At 72.4% G+C, this 16,980-nt stretch carries 9 protein-coding genes; 6 read left to right on the top strand and 3 right to left on the bottom strand.

Going from position 1 to position 16,980, the window contains the following annotated elements; all coding sequences use genetic code 11:
* Window positions 1-194 precede the first annotated feature (194 nt).
* Both AB0947_RS35160 and AB0947_RS35155 read left to right on the top strand, forming a co-directional pair.
* Complete coding sequence (locus AB0947_RS35160; RefSeq protein WP_366754438.1) at window positions 195-1,466, top strand: glycosyltransferase 87 family protein; 1,272 nt, start codon at window positions 195-197, stop codon at window positions 1,464-1,466.
* A gap of 44 nt (window positions 1,467-1,510) precedes the next feature.
* Window positions 1,511-3,127, top strand: a complete 1,617-nt coding sequence (locus AB0947_RS35155; protein WP_366754437.1) for a glycosyltransferase family 2 protein — start codon at window positions 1,511-1,513, stop codon at window positions 3,125-3,127.
* 332 nt (window positions 3,128-3,459) lie between these two features.
* On the opposite strand, the gene AB0947_RS35150 is transcribed toward AB0947_RS35155, so the two are convergent.
* Window positions 3,460-4,098 (bottom strand): TetR/AcrR family transcriptional regulator, encoded by a 639-nt coding sequence (locus AB0947_RS35150; protein ID WP_366754436.1) that lies wholly within the window; start codon window positions 4,096-4,098, stop codon window positions 3,460-3,462.
* A 203-nt stretch (window positions 4,099-4,301) separates the two neighbouring features.
* Between AB0947_RS35150 and AB0947_RS35145 the strand changes: the two genes are divergently transcribed.
* The 4 genes from AB0947_RS35145 (at window position 4,302) to AB0947_RS35130 (ending at window position 10,081) form a co-directional block, all read left to right on the top strand.
* On the top strand, window positions 4,302-5,216 hold the full coding sequence (locus AB0947_RS35145) for an ABC transporter permease (protein ID WP_366754435.1): 915 nt from the start codon (window positions 4,302-4,304) through the stop codon (window positions 5,214-5,216).
* The gene (locus AB0947_RS35140) at window positions 5,209-6,108 is read left to right on the top strand and encodes an ABC transporter ATP-binding protein (protein ID WP_366754434.1); all 900 of its coding nucleotides are present in this window, start codon (window positions 5,209-5,211) and stop codon (window positions 6,106-6,108) included. The genes AB0947_RS35145 and AB0947_RS35140 overlap by 8 nt, the downstream gene beginning before the upstream one ends.
* A 101-nt stretch (window positions 6,109-6,209) precedes the next feature.
* Entirely contained in the window at window positions 6,210-8,420 is a 2,211-nt protein-coding gene (locus AB0947_RS35135) for a CDP-glycerol glycerophosphotransferase family protein (protein ID WP_366754433.1), read from the top strand.
* Window positions 8,417-10,081, top strand: coding sequence for a glycosyltransferase family 2 protein (locus AB0947_RS35130; protein WP_366754432.1), 1,665 nt, complete (start codon window positions 8,417-8,419; stop codon window positions 10,079-10,081). Before AB0947_RS35135 ends, AB0947_RS35130 begins: the two co-directional genes overlap by 4 nt.
* 26 nt (window positions 10,082-10,107) lie before the next feature.
* Here AB0947_RS35130 and AB0947_RS35125 read toward each other — a convergent pair whose 3' ends face one another.
* Together AB0947_RS35125 and AB0947_RS35120 are read right to left on the bottom strand one after the other, a co-directional pair.
* The gene (locus AB0947_RS35125) at window positions 10,108-11,502 is read right to left on the bottom strand and encodes a hypothetical protein (RefSeq protein ID WP_366754474.1); all 1,395 of its coding nucleotides are present in this window, start codon (window positions 11,500-11,502) and stop codon (window positions 10,108-10,110) included.
* 246 nt (window positions 11,503-11,748) lie between these two features.
* Window positions 11,749-16,695, bottom strand: a complete 4,947-nt coding sequence (locus AB0947_RS35120; protein WP_366754431.1) for an NAD-glutamate dehydrogenase — start codon at window positions 16,693-16,695, stop codon at window positions 11,749-11,751.
* Window positions 16,696-16,980: the final 285 nt, after the last annotated feature.

Here is a 16,980-nt window from a genome sequence, read left to right as displayed (position 1 = left end):
AGTGTCCCGTGCGGGGGGTGGCTCGTTGCACCTGTCGGTACGTCCGTGGTCGTTCCAGCCGCCCGACGCGACTGCGGTTTCGCAGGAAGCCCGACGTTCACCCTGGCCCGATCTCTTGCGATTAGCCAATATTTGCGGTCTTTGACGGCGTATCAACATGAATACACCATCCGTACCGCTTAGGCTCCCATGTGATGAACCGCCTCCGTGTCACCCCCGGCCCGGTCCTCACCCTCACCGCCCTGTGGCTCGCCACCCGCGCCCTGATGCTGTGGCTGCTCGTCCACGGCGGCGCCCCGCTGCTGGGCGGCGGTTCGGTGACCCGTGAGGTGTGGCGGCTGTACTTCCGCTGGTACGGCGTCCTCGCGCACGGTTCCTTCCCGGTGCACGACACGCTGTGGCAGTACCCGCCGGGCGCGGGCGCGGTGCTGCTGGCGCCGGGCCTGCTGCCGGGCCTGACCTACTTCGAGGCGTTCGTGGCGCTCACCCTGGCCGTGGACGCGCTGACCGCGCTCGCGCTGCTCCGCGCGGGCACCCGGCCCGGGCGGAGCCCGCTCGGCGCGGCGCTGTGGACGGGCGGTCTGCCGCTGCTGCTGCACATGCCGCTCGCCCGGTACGACGTGCAGGTCACCGCCCTGGCCGTGCTGTCCCTGCTGGCCTCGGCGCGCTCCCCGCGCGCGGGCGGTGTGCTCGGGGCGCTCGGCGCGCTGGTGAAGGTGTGGCCGGCGCTGGTGCTGCTGGGCACGCCCCGGGGCCGGCCGACGCGCACGGCGTGGGCGTGGGCGACGTGGGCCGGGGCCGCGTGCCTGGCCGTGCTCGCGGCCCTCTTCACGCATCCGCTGTCCTTCCTGCGGGAGCAGGGCGGCCGGGGCGTGCAGATCGAGTCGCTCGGCGGTACGGCGCTCAACCTGGCCCGGCACTTCGGCTGGCCGGGCCGGGCCCGCTACCAGTACGGCGCCATGGAGATGACCGGCCCCCACGTGCACGCCGTCGCCACCGCCTCGCTGGCGCTGACGGCGGTCTCCTTCGGGCTGCTGGTGCTGTGGCGGGTGCGGGCGCGCCGCTGGAACGAGGCGACGCCGTACGACGCGGCGCTGAGCGCGGTGCTGCTGTTCACGGTCACCAGCCGGGTCATCAGCCCCCAGTACATGATCTGGCTGATCGGGCTGGCCGCCGTGTGCCTGACCTCGCGCCACACCGGCCAGCGGCCGGTGGCGGTGCTGGTCCTGCTCGCGTCCGCGCTGAGCACGGTGGCGTTCCCGATGCACTACCGCGAGGTGATCGACGGCAGTTGGGCCGGGTGCCTGCTGATGCTGTCCCGGAACGGGCTGCTGACGGCCGCCGCCGTGCTGTCCTTCGTACGGCTGTGGCGGTCCACGCGGCCGCGGGCCGGGCAGCCGGTGCCGAGCACGCAACCCCGGCCCGGTTCCGACCGTCTTCCGGAGCGAGTACTGAGCGCCTCTTAACGGCGTATTACCGAGTCTCCCTACGCTCCCGGCCCGTGGACCCCATGCATCCAGCACCGCGTCAGACGCATCCGGCCCCGGCGGCTCAGGTCACCGTGGTCGTCATCGGCTACAACGACCGCGCCCATGTGGGCGAGGCCGTGCGCTCGGCGCTGGCGCAGGGGCCCGCGGTCGCCGAGGTGATCGCCGTGGACGACTGCTCCACCGATGGCAGTGACACGCTGCTCGCCGGGCTGGCCACCGATGAGCCGCGGCTGCGGGTGGTGCGCCGGAGCGTGAACAGCGGCGGCTGCGGCAGTCCGCGCAACACCGGGATCGACGCGGCGACCGCGCCGTACGTGATGTTCCTGGACAGCGACGACGTGCTGCCGCCCGGCGCGGTGGACGCGCTGCTGACGGCGGCCACGCAGGCGCGCGCCCAGGTCGCGAGCGGTCTGTGCGTGCGCCGGGAACTGCCGTCGGGGCGCGAACAGCCCTGGCAGGCGCCCCTCTACACGGCGCACACCGTCCTCGCGCGCCCCTCGCAGCACCCCGGGCTGGTCCAGGACACGCTGTGCGTCAACAAGCTGTACCGCACCGGCTTCCTGCGCGACCACGGCGTCCGCTTCCCCGAGGGCCGCTTCCTCTACGAGGACTTCGTCTTCACCGCGCGCGTGCTGGCCGCGTCCCCGCGCGTCGCCCTGGTCCCGGACCGGGTCTACGTCTGGCAGGTACGCCGGTCGGCCCGGCGGCCGTCGCTCTCGCTGGACCGGGGCGGCATCGGGAACTGGACGGCGCGTGTCGAGGCGTGCGCGCAGGCGTACGACATCCTGCTGGACGCCGGACAGAAGGAACTGGCGCGGGCGGCACGCGCCAAGTTCCTCGACCACGACCTGCGCATGTACGCGCGCGAGCTGGGGCTGCGCGACGCGCGGTACCGGCGTGCCTGGTGGGCGCACACCCGCGCGTACCTCGCGCGCTACGCCGCGGACGGCCGGGAGCTGGACCCCGCCACCCCAGGTGGCCTGCTCGCACGGGTCGTCCTGGCCTCCCCCGAGCCGCGCGACCTGCCCCGCCTGCGGGAACTCGCCGCCCAGCCGGCCCGTCTGCTCCCGCCGTACGCCCGCGCCCCCGAGGGCGGCCCGGTCTGGTCCGCCGACCTCCCCGAGGTCTCGCTGGCCCCCCTGCTGACCGGGCCCGTCGCCGCGCTCCCGCTCGCGGTCGACGCGGAACTGCGCCCCCGCCCGGGGGCCTCGCTGCTGCGCCTGCGGCTGCACGAGCTGTACGGGAAGGTGGCCGAGGCGGGGCTCCCCGAGGTGGACGTGGCGTGGCACGCGCGCGAGGACGACCGCGGGCGCGGGCACACGGCGGTGACGCTCACGCCCTCCGGCCCGGACGGCTGGTCCGCCGAGGTGCCCGTCGACCTGGCACGGCTCGGCCCGGGCACCTGGGACCTGCGTCTGACCCTCCGCTTCCCGGACGGCACCCGGCGCGAGACCACGGCGCACGCCCTCGCGGGCGCCGGCCGGCTGCGCCGGCGCGCCGTGCCGAGCGCCCTGCACGGCGTGCTCCTGGCACAGCCGTACGCCACGCACTCCGGCGCGCTGGCCCTGCGGGTGGCCACCGGCCTCCGGGGCGTGCTGACCGTGGCCCGCGGCCGGCTGCGCCGCCTGCTCCACTGACACACGGCGGGTACGACGGACACCGCCGCGTCCGCAGGCGGCGCGGTCACAGAAGTCCCGCCGCCGGGAACCGGGCCCTGCACCGGCCACGGGCCCGCCGCGGCTGCTCGCACGGTCCCCCGCGCCCCTTCCGGGCCCCTCACAACGCCTTCAGCGCACCCGCCCTGCGGGTGGCCACCGGCCTCCGGGGCGTGCTGACAGTGGCCCGCGGCCGGCTGCGCCGCCTGCTCCACTGACACACGGCGGGTACGACGGGTACCGCGGGTGCCGTGGCGTCCGCAGGCGGCGCGGTCGCGGAAGACCCGCCGCTCGCCGCGCTCCTTCCGGGCGCCTCAGAGCGCCTTCAGCGCACCCGCCGTCGCCCGCGCCAGTCTCTCCAGGTACCCCTTGGGCAGTTTCGGGGAGCGGATGACCACCGAGCGCCAGTACAGCGGCCCGGAGATCAGGTCCAGGGCCAGGTCGGGATCGACGCCCGCGCGGACCTCGCCCCGCTCCTCGGCCGCCGCCACGATCCCGCTGGCCACCCCTTGCTGCCCGTCGCGCAGCGCCTTCTGGAAGGCGTCCGCGATCTCGGGATTGCGGGCCGCCTCGGCCTGGAGGTCGGGGATGATCTGGGACGCGACCGGGTGGCGCAGGGCGCGGGACGTGACCTCGTACAGGAGCCGCAGGTCACCCTCCAGGGAGCCGGTGTCGGGCACCGGGAACCCGGTCACCGCCATCGCCGAGACGACGTCCAGGACCAGGTGGAGCTTGGAACGCCACCGCCGGTACACCGCCGTCTTGCCGACGCCGGCCCGCCGGGCGATCCCCTCGATGGACATGCGCGCGTACCCGACGGCCGCCAGTTCCTCGAAGACGGCCGCGCGGATCGCCTCGGTCACGTCCTCGCGGAGCACGGCCGCCCCGGCGGGCGCCCGGCGGCGCGGACGCGCCGGCGGCTCGTCTGCTGGCTCGGCGGCGTTCGTCGTCATGGTCACAGCATAGGGCGTGACGACGAAACGGTTGCGTTCCGACGTCTGTTGGACTTACGCTCGCGTTGCGACGATACGGTCCCGTCCCGACGTAAGAGAACGTGAAGAGAAGCGTAAGTAAACGCCGGACGACGGGCACGAACGCGGCGACCCCGGCGAAAGTCGGGCGCAGCACCCCCTCCCCCCGAGCGAAAGCAGCGGATGTGAGCCAGGTCCTCCACACACCGCCCCCCACCCGGGCCCCGGCAGACGACGATCTCGCGGCGCTGGCCGCCCGGCACGGCCTGTCCGTCAGCGGCGCCCGCCCCACCCTGCCGGAGTACGTCCGCCAGCTGTGGGCCCGCCGCCACTTCATCGGCGCCTTCGCCACCGCCAAGCTCACCGCGCAGTACAGCCAGGCGAAGCTCGGCCAGGTCTGGCAGGTCATGACCCCGCTGCTGAACGCGGCGGTCTACTACTTCATCTTCGGCGTGCTGCTCGGCACCAAGCACAACGTGCCCGACTACGTGCCGTTCCTGGTCACGGGCGTGTTCATCTGGACCTTCACGCAGAGCTCGATCATGGCGGGCACCCGGGCCATCTCCGGCAACCTCGGCCTGGTCCGCGCCCTGCACTTCCCGCGCGCCGCCCTGCCGATCTCCTTCGCGCTCCAGCAGCTCCAGCAGCTGCTGTTCTCGATGGCCGCGCTGGTCATCATCCTGCTCTGCTTCGGCGTGCCGGTCTCCGTCTCCTGGGTGCTGGCCGTGCCGGCCCTGGCACTCCAGTTCACGTTCAACGCCGGCGTCTCGATGGTCATGGCGCGGATGGGCGCGAAGACCCCGGACATCGCCCAGCTGATGCCGTTCGTGCTGCGCACCTGGATGTACGTGTCCGGCGTCATGTGGAGCATCGACAAGCTGGCCGACAAGGACGACCTGCCGCGCGTCGTCACCGTCCTGCTGGAGATCAACCCGGCCGCCGTCTACATCGACCTCATGCGGTTCGCGCTGATCGACAGCTTCCACGCGAGCCAGCTGCCCCCGCACGTGTGGGCGGCGGCGATCGGCTGGGCCCTGGCCGCGGGCATCGGCGGCTTCATCTACTTCTGGAAGGCTGAGGAGACGTACGGCCGTGGCTGAGCGCAGCGAAGAGAAGGTCCCCACCGTCGTCGCCGACCGCGTCGACATCGTCTACCGGGTCAACGGCACCGGCGCCGGGCGGGGCTCCGCCACCGCCGCCCTCAACCGCATCCTGCGCCGCAATCAGGCGGAGAAGGCGGCCGGCGTGCGCAAGGTGCACGCGGTCAAGAAGGTGTCCTTCGTCGCCTACAAGGGTGAGGCGATCGGCCTCATCGGGACGAACGGCTCCGGGAAGTCCACCCTGCTGAAGGCGGTCGCGGGCCTGCTCCCGGTGGAGAACGGGCGCATCTACACCGACGGCCAGCCCTCCCTGCTGGGCGTCAACGCGGCCCTGATGAACGACCTCACGGGCGAGCGGAACGTGTTCCTCGGCGGGCTCGCCATGGGCATGTCCCGGGAGCAGATCAAGGAGCGCTACCAGGACATCGTCGACTTCTCCGGGATCAACGAGAAGGGCGACTTCATCACCCTGCCGATGCGCACGTACTCCTCCGGCATGGCGGCCCGGCTCCGCTTCTCCATCGCCGCCGCCAAGGACCACGACGTCCTGCTGATCGACGAGGCGCTGGCCACCGGCGACCGCTCCTTCCAGAAGCGTTCGGAGGCGCGGATCCGCGAGCTGCGGCAGCACGCGGGCACGGTCTTCCTGGTCAGCCACAACAACAAGTCGATCCGTGACACCTGCGAGCGGGTCCTGTGGCTGGAACGCGGCGAGCTGCGCATGGACGGGCCGACCGAGGACGTCATGAAGGAGTACGAGGCGTTCACCGGTGACAAGAAACCGGCCGCGAAGAAGCCCGCGCCGAAGGCGGATGCCACGAAAGCGAAGCCGGACGCCACAAAAACGGACACGCCGCAACCGGACGCCGTGAAAGCCGGTCTTCCTTCCTAGCGCAGCTCTTACGCTAACCGTAGTTATCCCTTTCATCCGCTTAATGACAGTATGTTATGAAGGGTGCGACGGGAGACGACGAGCCGAAGGAGTCCATCGCGATGCCCCAGTTGAGCGTCATCGTCCACGGGCCGAACGCACAGGGGCACCTGACCGATCTGCTGGACTCCCTGGAGGCCCATCCCCTCACCGGCTGCGAGGTGATCGTCGCCGCCGTCGGCGACTGGGCCCGGGAGACGGCCGAGCACCACGCGCCCGAGACGATCGTCGTCCCGCTGCCGGACGGCACCGGTGACCCGGAGGCCCGGGCGGCCGGTGCCGCCCGGGCCTCCGGCCGCTGGCTGCACTTCGTCCACGCCAAGGACGGCCTGCCGGCCGGCGCCCCCCGCCTGATCGCCGAGCGGACCGCCGAACTGGACGCCACCGCCTCCGCCGAACCCGTCGACGTCCTCCTCTTCGACCACGTCACCACCACCTGGGAGACCGCCGCCAGGCCCTCCCGCGACGGCCGCCACCTCGCCGCCGTCGGCCGGGCGGGCCGGCCCCTGGACGAGACCGCCGACCTGCTGCGGCTCACCCCGCTGCTCGGCAACCGCGCCCTGCGCACCGCGTTCTGGCGGGCCCACGAGGAGCGGCTGAACACCGACGACGAGCAGCGCGCCGCCCAGGCGGCCCTGCTGTACGCCGGCCGGGTCGCCTGCCTCAACCAGACGGCGTACGAGCACCGCGTGCTGCGCCCCGAGAGCCTGCCGCCGCGCGCCCCCGAGGACCGGCTCGGGCTCATCGACCGCTACGAGTCCCTGCTCGCGCTCGCCCGGGACCGCCGCGCCCCCCGCACGGTGCTGTACGACCTGATGGTGCGCGACCTCATCCGCACCTTCGCCCGCGAGGAGCTGCCCGACCCCGTGGCCCGCGAGTTCTTCCGCCGCGCCTCCGTGGCCGCGGTCCGCTGGCGCCCCGAGGGCCACCGGCGCCCGGCAGGCCTGGAAGGCGTGCGGCACGCGCTGCTGGAGGAGGGCGCGTACACCAAGTACCGCGCGTTCCAGACCGCCAACCGCACCCGCCGCACCGCCCGCAAGGCCGTACGCACCCGCAAGCGGCAGCTGAGCACCAGGATCCGCGACCACCAGTACCAGCGCGCCCTGAGCCGCCCGGTGGACCCCCACCTCGCCGTGTTCGCGGCCTACTGGGAGCGCGGCGTGGCCTGCAACCCGGCCGCCATCGCCGCCAAGCTCGCCGAACTCGCCCCGCACATCCGCCCGGTGTGGGTGGTGAACAAGCAGAACGAGGCCCTGCTGCCGCCCGGCACCGACCACGTCGTCCCCGGCACCCGCCGCTACTGGGAGACCCTCGCCACCGCCAAGTACCTGACGAACAACGTCAACTTCCCCAACGCCGTGGTCAAACGCCCGGACGCGGTCCACCTCCAGACCCACCACGGCACCCCGCTCAAGCGCATGGGCCTGGACCAGATGGACCACCCGGCCGCCGCCAAGGGCCTGGACTTCGCCGCCCTGCTGTCCCGGGTCGACAAGTGGGACTACAGCGTCAGCGCCAACAGCCACTCCACCCGCATGTGGGAGCGCGCCTACCCGTCCCGCTACACGTCCCTCGACTACGGCTATCCGCGCAACGACGTCTTCTACACGGCCACCGCGGCCGACGTCCGCGCGGCCCGTGACCGCCTCGGCATCGCCCCGGGCAGGACCGCCGTCCTCTACGCCCCCACCCACCGCGACTACGAGGCCGGCTACACCCCCCGCCTCGACCTCGCCGCCCTCGCCGACCGCCTCGGCGAGGACACCGTCCTGCTCGTCCGCGCCCACTACTTCTACGGCGGCGCCGCCTCCCCGCTGACCGGCCTGCGCCGCTCCGGACGGATCATCGACGTCTCCTCCTACGACCCCGTCGAGGAGCTGTGCCTGGCCGCCGACGCGCTGGTCACTGACTACTCGTCGATCATGTTCGACTACGCCAACCTGAACCGCCCGATCGTGGTCTACGCCGACGACTGGGAGACGTACCGGACCACCCGCGGCGTCTACTTCGACCTGATGGCCGAACACCCCGGCCAGGTCGCCCGCACCCAGGAGGAGCTGGCCGAGATCTTCCTCTCCGGTGCCTGGCGCGACGAGAACGCGGCCAAGGCGCGGGCCACGTTCCGGCGCCGGTTCTGCGAGTACGACGACGGGCGCGCCGCCGAACGGGTCGTACGCAGGGTGTTCCTGGACGAACCGGAGGACGCGCTGCCGCCGGTGCTCCCCATCGAGGACCGCACCCCCGCTCCCACGCCCGAGGAGGCCACGGCATGACCCGTCCCGACGTCACGGTCACGGTCATCGTCTACAACGACGCGGCCCGCCTGCCCCGCGCGGTGGCCTCGCTGCGCGCGCAGACCCACGCGAACATCGAGATCGTCATCAGCGACGACCACTCCACGGACGAAACCCCCGCGGTGGCCCGCGAGCTGGCGGCCCAGGACCACCGCATCCGCTACCTCCGGCTGCCGGAGAACAGCGGTGGGTGCAGCGCACCGCGCAACCGGGCCATCGAGATCGCCCGTGCGCCGTACCTGATGTTCCTCGACAGCGACGACGAACTCCCGCCGCGCGCCGTCGAGTCGCTGCTCGCCGCGCACCGCGAACGGGACGTCGACTTCACCATGGGCGCGGTCCGCCGGGTCCGGGTGGACAACGGCCGCCGCTCGACCTGGATGCCGCACCTGGTCGCCGAGCGCCGCACCCTGGAGGGCATCGAGGCGGACCCCCGCCTCCTCTTCGAGCACCTGTCGACGAGCAAGATGTACGCGCGGGCCTTCCTCGACCGCCACCGGCTGCGCTTCCCCGAGGGCATCCACTACGAGGACCAGCTGTTCTCGGCGCAGGCGTACTGCCTGGCGCAGGCGTTCACGATCATCCCGGACCCGGTGTACGTCTGGTACATCGAGCCGTTCGCCGACGCCTCCGCCGCCTCCATCTCCAACCAGCGGCACAAGATCTCCAACGTCGCCGACCGGGTGCACGTCCAGCGGCTGATCGACGAGTTCCTGGTGAGCAGCGGGCACGCGGGGCTGCGGGAGGACAAGGACTACAAGTTCCTCAAGCACGACTTCCGGATGTACGCCGGCGACCTGCCGTACCGGGACGAGGAGTGGCTGACGTCCTTCGCGGACATCATGAATCCCTACCTCGACACGCTCTCCCCCGCGGCGTACGGGCGGCTGCCGCGCGCCGAGCGGGTGGTGCTGGAGCTGCTGCGGGACGGCCGCACGGACGAGGCCCGGCTGGCGGCGCGCGGACTGGGGCACGCGGTGGCACCGCGGCGGGTGACGGCCGACGGTACGGGGGTCCCGTACTGGGGTGACACCGTGCCCGCGACGGACCGCGCCCGCCGCGAACTGGACGTGTCCGAGCTGGAGCTGGACACCCGGCCGTTCCCGACCGCCCTGTTCCGGCACGAGATCACGGAGCTGACACCCGGCGCGGGCGCGACCCTGACCCTGGCGATCCGCACCTACGACCCCGGCCTGCGCCTGCCCGTGGGGCCTCAGCGCGCGTCCCTGCTCCTGACCCCCGGCCGGCGCCGCATGACGACCCCCTTCCGCCTGGACCCGGTCCGCCCCGGCGTCTTCGAGGGCACGGTCCGCCTCGACCTCGCGTCCGCGCCGGTCCCGCTCCACGGCTTCCAGGGCGTACGGCACCCCTTGGTCCGCCTGGAGCAGCAGGGCCTGTCCCACTCCGGCCTGCTCCTGGCACCGTTGGACTTCCCGGCCCGTACGGCCCGCATCGACTACCACTCCGGTGCGGCCCCCCACGAGCTGACCGTCGAACCGGAGGGCCGCAACCCGGGCCGGCTCCAGTTCCGCTGGCGCCCGGTCGGGGTGACGGCCCGGATCACCCGGCCGGCCGTCCGCCGCCTGGCCCGGCCCCGGGTACGGAACGCCGCGCGGCTGGTGGCGAGTGCGCTGAAGTAGCCGTAGGGGGCTGTCGTGCCGTCGGCTCAGGGCGCCGCTCGGTACAGGACCTGCCCGCCCGGGCCCACGGCCGTCCTGCGCAGCCACGGCGCGTCGCCGCCCCCCACGACCCACTTCACCCCGTACTCCCGCAGGATCGCCCGTCGTTCCCCCGCACCCGTCGCCGGCGAGAAGTACCGGTCCACCGCCGCCTGCCTCCGCCCGGCGTCCGGGAGGAAGAAGTCCGGGTAGCCGGGTGCCACGGTGTACGGGCCGTACGCGGGGATCTGCCGGGCCGGGAACTTGCGCGCCATCACCACGTCCCCGTACCGCACCCCCGCCCGCATGATCCACTGGTAACCCGCCCACGGCGTGCGGTACTTCGCCGCGACCACACCGGGCAGCGCGTCCCGCGGCACCGCGTACCCGAGCGTCCCGGCCTGCGTCCACGCCCCCACCGCCAGCGCGACGAGCAGCACGCACGCCCATCCGCGCCGCACCGCGGCCCGCCCCGCCGACACCGCCTCCAGCGCCGCCGCGAGCTGCGCGGGGATCAGCGCGGCGGGCAGGGCGCGGCCCCAGGAGTAGTGGCCGGTCAGCCCCCCTGCCGCGAACACCAGCGCGCCGAGCAGGAAGAAGAGGGCCAGGGGGTCGCGGTGGTCCCTGCGCAGGCGGAGGGCCAGTGCCGCCACCCCGAGCAGCACCAGCCCGAACCGCCCGGCCAGGTGCTGGTACAGCGGCCGGTGGACGGCCTCCAGGTCCGCGCCTGCGGAGAACAGCGCGAAGAAGTCGTAGTACGGCCAGAGCCACAGCACCAGCAGGCCCAGGAGCAGTCCGGTGCCCAGCCGGAGCAGCGCCCCGCGCGCCGGCCGCGCCGCGAGCACCGTCGCCAGCCCGCCCAACGAGGCCACCACGCCGGTGAACTGATGGCACAGCAGGATCACCGCCCACAGCGCGCCCAGCCCCAGGCACGCCCCCCAGGCCGTCTCCCCGCGCACCGCCCGTGTCAGCCAGGCCCAGAAGTGGAAGGCGAGCCCGAGCGCGAGCACGCTGGGGTACGACACCGTCAGCGCGAGGGAGTTCAGCCCGACGAAGCCGCTCCAGTCGAACAGCAGCGGCCCCCACAGGAAGACCAGGCTCAGGAAGGCCAGCGCGGGGGCGGCGCGGTGGCCGCTCAGCGTACGGACGTAGCGCCGGACGCCCGTCACCAGCAGGCCCAGACCGGTGAGCGCGGCCAGGCGCAGGACCACGAAGACCGACAGGCCCGTCAGCTTGGCGACGGTGCCGAGCAGCAGCATCCAGGGTGAGTGGTACGGGCTCGGCGTGTCGGCGTCGACCAGCGGGTTGCCGGGATGCAGCAGGCTGTGCCGGAAGCGCTGGATCGTGGCCGCGTGCATGCCGAGGTCGCCCGCCCACGGCAGGCGGACGACGACCCAGAGCATCAGCACCACGACGAGCGCGGCGGCGACCTGCGGCAGCTCACGGCCCACGCGCGACGCGGAGCCGCCCGGTGGTGCCGTACGGGCCACCCGTTCGGTGTCAGACGGCGCGGTGTGCACACGCCGACCCTATCCGACCCACCCCGAAGAGCAGGAAAAGGTAAGTTCTCCGCACGTTTCGTACGAGAAGCGGGCAAGAAGAAGGGCGCTTGGGGAGACGGTCCCCGAGGCGCCCTTCCCGCCGTACGGCTACGAGTGCGTCCGCAGCAGCGTCCGCATCGTGCGCATCGCCACCGACAGGTTGGCCAGGTCGAACGAGTCCGAGCTGCGGATCTCGTCCAGCGTGGTGCGGGCCCGGCCCAGGAGCGCGCTGTTCTTCTGCTCCCACGCCTCGAACCGCTGCTCCGGCGTCGAGGTGCCGTTGCCCACCGCGAGGACGTCGAGGGTGAGGGCCGCGTGCGCCGCGTACAGGTCCTCACGGATGGAGGCGCGGGCCATGGACTGCCAGCGGTCGGCGCGCGGCAGCTCGATGATGCGGTCCATGAGCTGGGTGATGTTCAGCCGGTCGGCGAGGTCGTAGTAGACGTCGGCGACGTCCAGCGGCTCCCTGCCCATGCGGTCGGCCACCGACACGATGTCGAGCGTCGGGAAGGCGGAGGAGAAGCCGGCCACGCGGGTGGCGAGTTCGTCCGGCACGCCGGCCGCGGACAGCTCGTCGTACACGTGCTGGTACCACTCCGCGTCCGCGCCGCGCAGCAGCTTCGGCAGCTCCTGCCAGACCCGCTCGACCCGCTCGGCGAAGAACTCCACCGTCTCGGCGAGCTGGAGCGGCTGCGGCCGGTTGTTGAGCAGCCAGCGGGTGCCGCGCTCGACCAGGCGGCGCGAGTGCAGGCGGATGCGGGTCTGGACGGCCGCGTCGACCTGGTTGTCCAGGGCCTCTACGGCGTCCCACACGGGCGCGGAGCAGAAGATCGCGCGGGCCGCGGTCTGGGCGCGGACGATCTCCTCCAGGGAGGCACCGGTCTCCTCGCGCAGCCGGTGCAGATACGTCGTACCGCCCGTGTTGACCGTGTCGTTGACCAGCACGGTCGTGGTGATCTCGCGGCGCAGCGGGTGGTTGTCGATCGCCTCGGCGAACCGCTCGCGCAGGGGCGCCGGGAAGTACGCGTGCAGCAGTCCGCGCAGGTACGCGTCGTCCGGCAGCGAGGTCCGCAGCAGCTCCTCGGCGACCGTGATCTTCGTGTACGCGAGCACGACGGCGGTCTCGGGACTGGTCAGCCCCTGGCCCTGGGCGAGGCGCTCACGGATCTGCCGGTCGGTGGGCAGGAACTCCAGCGCCCGGTCCAGGTGGCCCTCGCGCACCAGGTGGCGGATGAACCGCTGCTGGGCGTGGAGCATGTCCTTGGCCTGGAACAGGGCGTTGGCCAGGGCGGTGTTCTGCGCGTAGTTGTTGCGCAGGACCAGCGCGCCGACCTCGTCGGTCATCTCGGCGAGCAGCTTGTTGCGCTGCTTGACGGTCATGTCGCCGTCCGCGACCAGGCCGTTCAGCAGGATCTTGATGTTCACCTCGTGGTCGGAGGTGTCCACACCGGCGCTGTTGTCGATCGCGTCGGTGTTGATCTTGCCGCCGTGCAGGGCGAACTCGATCCGGCCGAGCTGGGTCAGGCCCAGGTTGCCGCCCTCGCCGACGACCTTGACCCGCAGGTCCTGGCCGTCGACGCGGATGGCGTCGTTGGCCTTGTCGCCGACGTCCCCGTTCGACTCCGTCGACGCCTTCACGTACGTGCCGATGCCGCCGTTCCACAGCAGGTCCACCGGGGCCGTGAGGATCGTCTTCATCAGGTCGGCCGGGGTCATCTTGGTGACCTTGCCCTCGATGCCCAGCGCCGCGCGGATGTGGCTGTTGAGCGGGATCGACTTGGCCGTGCGCGGGAAGATCCCGCCGCCCGCCGACAGCAGCTCGGTGTTGTAGTCGGCCCAGCTGGAGCGGGGCAGCTCGAACAGGCGGCGGCGCTCGGCGTAGGAGACGGCCGCGTCCGGGTCGGGGTCGATGAAGATGTGCCGGTGGTCGAAGGCGGCGACCAGGCGGATGTGCTCGGACAGCAGCATGCCGTTGCCGAACACGTCACCGGACATGTCACCGATGCCGACGACCGTGAAGTCCTCGCTCTGCGTGTCCACGCCCAGCTCGCGGAAGTGCCGCTTCACGGACTCCCAGGCGCCGCGCGCGGTGATGCCCATGCCCTTGTGGTCGTACCCGGCGGAGCCGCCGGAGGCGAAGGCGTCGCCGAGCCAGAAGTTGTAGGTGTTCGCGACGTCGTTGGCGATGTCCGAGAAGGTCGCGGTGCCCTTGTCCGCGGCGACCACCAGGTAGGTGTCGTCGCCGTCGTGCCGCACCACGTCCCGCGGCGGCACGACCTCGCCCGCCACCATGTTGTCGGTGATGTCGAGCAGCGCCGAGATGAACGTCTTGTAGCTGGCGATGCCCTCGGCGAGCCAGGCGTCGCGGTCCACGCTCGGGTCGGGCAGCTGCTTGGCGACGAAGCCGCCCTTGGCGCCGACCGGCACGATGACGGTGTTCTTCACCATCTGCGCCTTGACCAGGCCGAGGATCTCGGTGCGGAAGTCCTCCCGCCGGTCGGACCAGCGCAGGCCCCCTCGGGCGACCTTGCCGAAGCGCAGGTGCACGCCCTCCACGCGCGGCGAGTACACCCAGATCTCGTACGCCGGGCGCGGCGCGGGCAGGTCCGGGATGGCCTGCGGGTCGAACTTCATGGAGACGTAGGCGTGCGGCCGGCCGCCGGACGCGTCCTGGAAGAAGTTCGTGCGCAGGGTCGCCTTGATGATGGTCAGGAAGGACCGCAGGATGCGGTCCTCGTCCAGGCTGGCCACCTGCTCCAGGGCCGCGTCCAGCTCCTCCAGCAGCGCGTCGGTGATCTCCACACCGGCCTGCTGCCGCTCCGGGGACATCCGCGCCTCGAACAGGGAGACGAGGAGCCGGGTGGTGTGGACGTTGTTGCGGAGGGTGTCCTCCATGTAGTCCTGGGAGAAGGTCGAGCCGGCCTGCCGCAGGTACTTGGCGTAGGCGCGCAGCACCATCGCCTGCCGCCAGGTCAGCCCGGCGCTCAGCACCAGCGCGTTGAAGCCGTCGTTCTCGGCCTGACCGGTCCAGGTCGCGGCGAAGGCATCCTGGAAGCGCTCGCGGGCGTCGTCGCCCAGGTACTCACCGCCGCCCGCCGCCTTCGGCATGCGCAGACCGAAGTCGTAGATCCAGGCGGTGATGCGGTCCGCGCAGCGCAGCTCGTACGGCCGCTCGTCGGTGACCTCGACACCGAGCCGGCTCAGCACGGGCAGCACCTTGGAGAGGGAGACCGAGCCGCCCTTCTGGTAGATCTTGAAGCGGCGCTCCTCGGGCGCGGCGCCCACCGGCTCGTACAGGCTCAGCGAGAAGGTCTTGTCCTCGCCGAGCTGCTCCAGGTGGACCAGGTCGGCGACCGCCGCACGCGGGCTGTGGTCGGCCTTGTAGCCCTCGGGGAAGGCGTTGCTGTAGCGGCGCAGCACCTCGGCCGCGCGCTCCTCGCCGCACTCGGCGGTCAGCGCCTCGGCGAACGCGTCGGCCCAGGAGCGGGCCGCCTCGACCAGGCGGACCTCGATGCGCTCCCTGTCGGCGTCCGACAGCTCGGGCAGCTCGGTGCCCGGCGGCACCCGGACGACGAAGTGCAGCCGGGACAGGATCGACTCGGTGTTCCAGGCGGTGAAGTCGACGCTGACGCCGCCCAGCTCCTCCTTCAGGATGTCGATGATCCGCAGGCGCACACCGGTGGTGTAGCGGTCGCGCGGGAGGTAGACGAGGGCCGAGTAGTAGCGGCCGTACTCGTCCTGGCGCAGGTACAGCCGCAGCCGGCGGCGCTCCTGGAGGTAGAGCACGCTCGTGGCGATGGACTGCAGCTCCGCGGCGGGCGTCTGGAACAGCTCGTCGCGCGGGTAGGTCTCCAGGATCTGGAGCAGGTCGCGGCCGTCATGGCTGTGGCGCGAGAACCCGGCGCGCTGCAGCACCTCGTCCACCTTGCGGCGGATGACCGGGACGCGGCGCACCGACTCGGTGTACGCGGCGGAGGAGAACAGACCGAGGAAGCGCCGCTCGCCGACGACGTTGCCGTCCGCGTCGAACCTCTTGACGCCGATGTAGTCCAGGTACGACGGCCGGTGCACGGTGGCCCGGCTGTTGGCCTTGGTCAGCACGAGCAGCTTGTGCTCGCGCGCCTTGGCCCGGGCGTCGGCCGGGAGACGCTCGAAGGAGGGGCTGACCGGGTGCTGCTCGTCCTCGGCGTGGTGCGGGTCCGAACGCAGTATGCCGAGACCGGTGCCGGGCACGGCGGCGAGCGTGTCGTCGTCGCGCAGCTGGTACTCGCGGTAGCCGAGGAAGGTGAAGTGGTCGTCGGCCAGCCAGTGCAGCAGCTCGCGGGCCTCCTCGACCTCCGGTCCGGGCAGGTCGCGGGGGACGGGCTCGCCCTCCAGGCCGTCGGCGATCCGGACCGCCGCGTCCCGCATCTTCTCCCAGTCCTCGACGGCCTCGCGGACGTCGGACAGCACGCGCAGCAGGTCGGCGGTGATCTGCTTCAGGTCCGCGCGGTCGGTCTCGCGGTCGATCTCGACGTGGATCCAGGACTCGACGTGCGTGTCGTGCGGGAGGTCGCCGGTGAGCCCGGCGGGCCGGTCCGGCAGCACCTCGATCAGCTTGCCGGTCAGGTCCCGCCGCACGACGAACTGCGGGTGGATCACGACGTGGATGCCGCGCCCCTGCCGGGTCAGCTCATTGGTGACCGAGTCCACCAGGAAGGGCATGTCGTCGGTGACGACCTCCACGACGGTGTGGCTGCACGTCCACCCGTTCTCCTCCACCGTCGGGGTGTGCACCCGGACGTTCGCGGTGCCCTGGGGGCGGGTCTCGGCGAGACGGTAGTGCGAGACCGCCGCGCCGAAGACGTCGACCGGGTCGCGGTCGGTGAGGTCTTCCGGGGCGGTGTGCAGGTAGTAGCGCTGGAGGAACGCGAGCACGGACTCGCTGTCCGGGGTGCCGGGGGTGCCCTCGCTCGTCGTCCCGGTCGGTAGGTGGCCACCGACCGGGCTGTTCTCAGCTACCCGGGCGGCCCGTTCGAGCAGCTCGGCCTTGGCTTCGTCCAGCTTGGTCTGCATTGTCCTCTGGCTCCTGTCGCGCGCCGTTGCGTGACGTAGAAGGAAGTACGGTCTCTTTCCCTCCGGCTCGACGCCACGGCCCGGGGTGTCCGGTCCGGTCCGACGCTATGCCGCGAGGTGAGATGAGTGGGGGGAATTCGGCCATTCTCGGCACGTCCGTGGAGTGTGACGCTGCTCTCGGCACCGCCGCGTCCCGGGCCGTCCTCGGCGTCCTGGGGGCGTCCGCGCCCCCGTCCCGCCCGCGAAGACCAGCGATCGCGGCCCGGTCACGGAGGTGCTCCGTGC

The organism is Streptomyces sp. NPDC047841 (assembly GCF_040704085.1).
GTDB classification, from domain to species: domain Bacteria; phylum Actinomycetota; class Actinomycetes; order Streptomycetales; family Streptomycetaceae; genus Streptomyces; species Streptomyces argyrophylli.
This window is presented reverse-complemented; position numbering and strand designations above follow the sequence as displayed.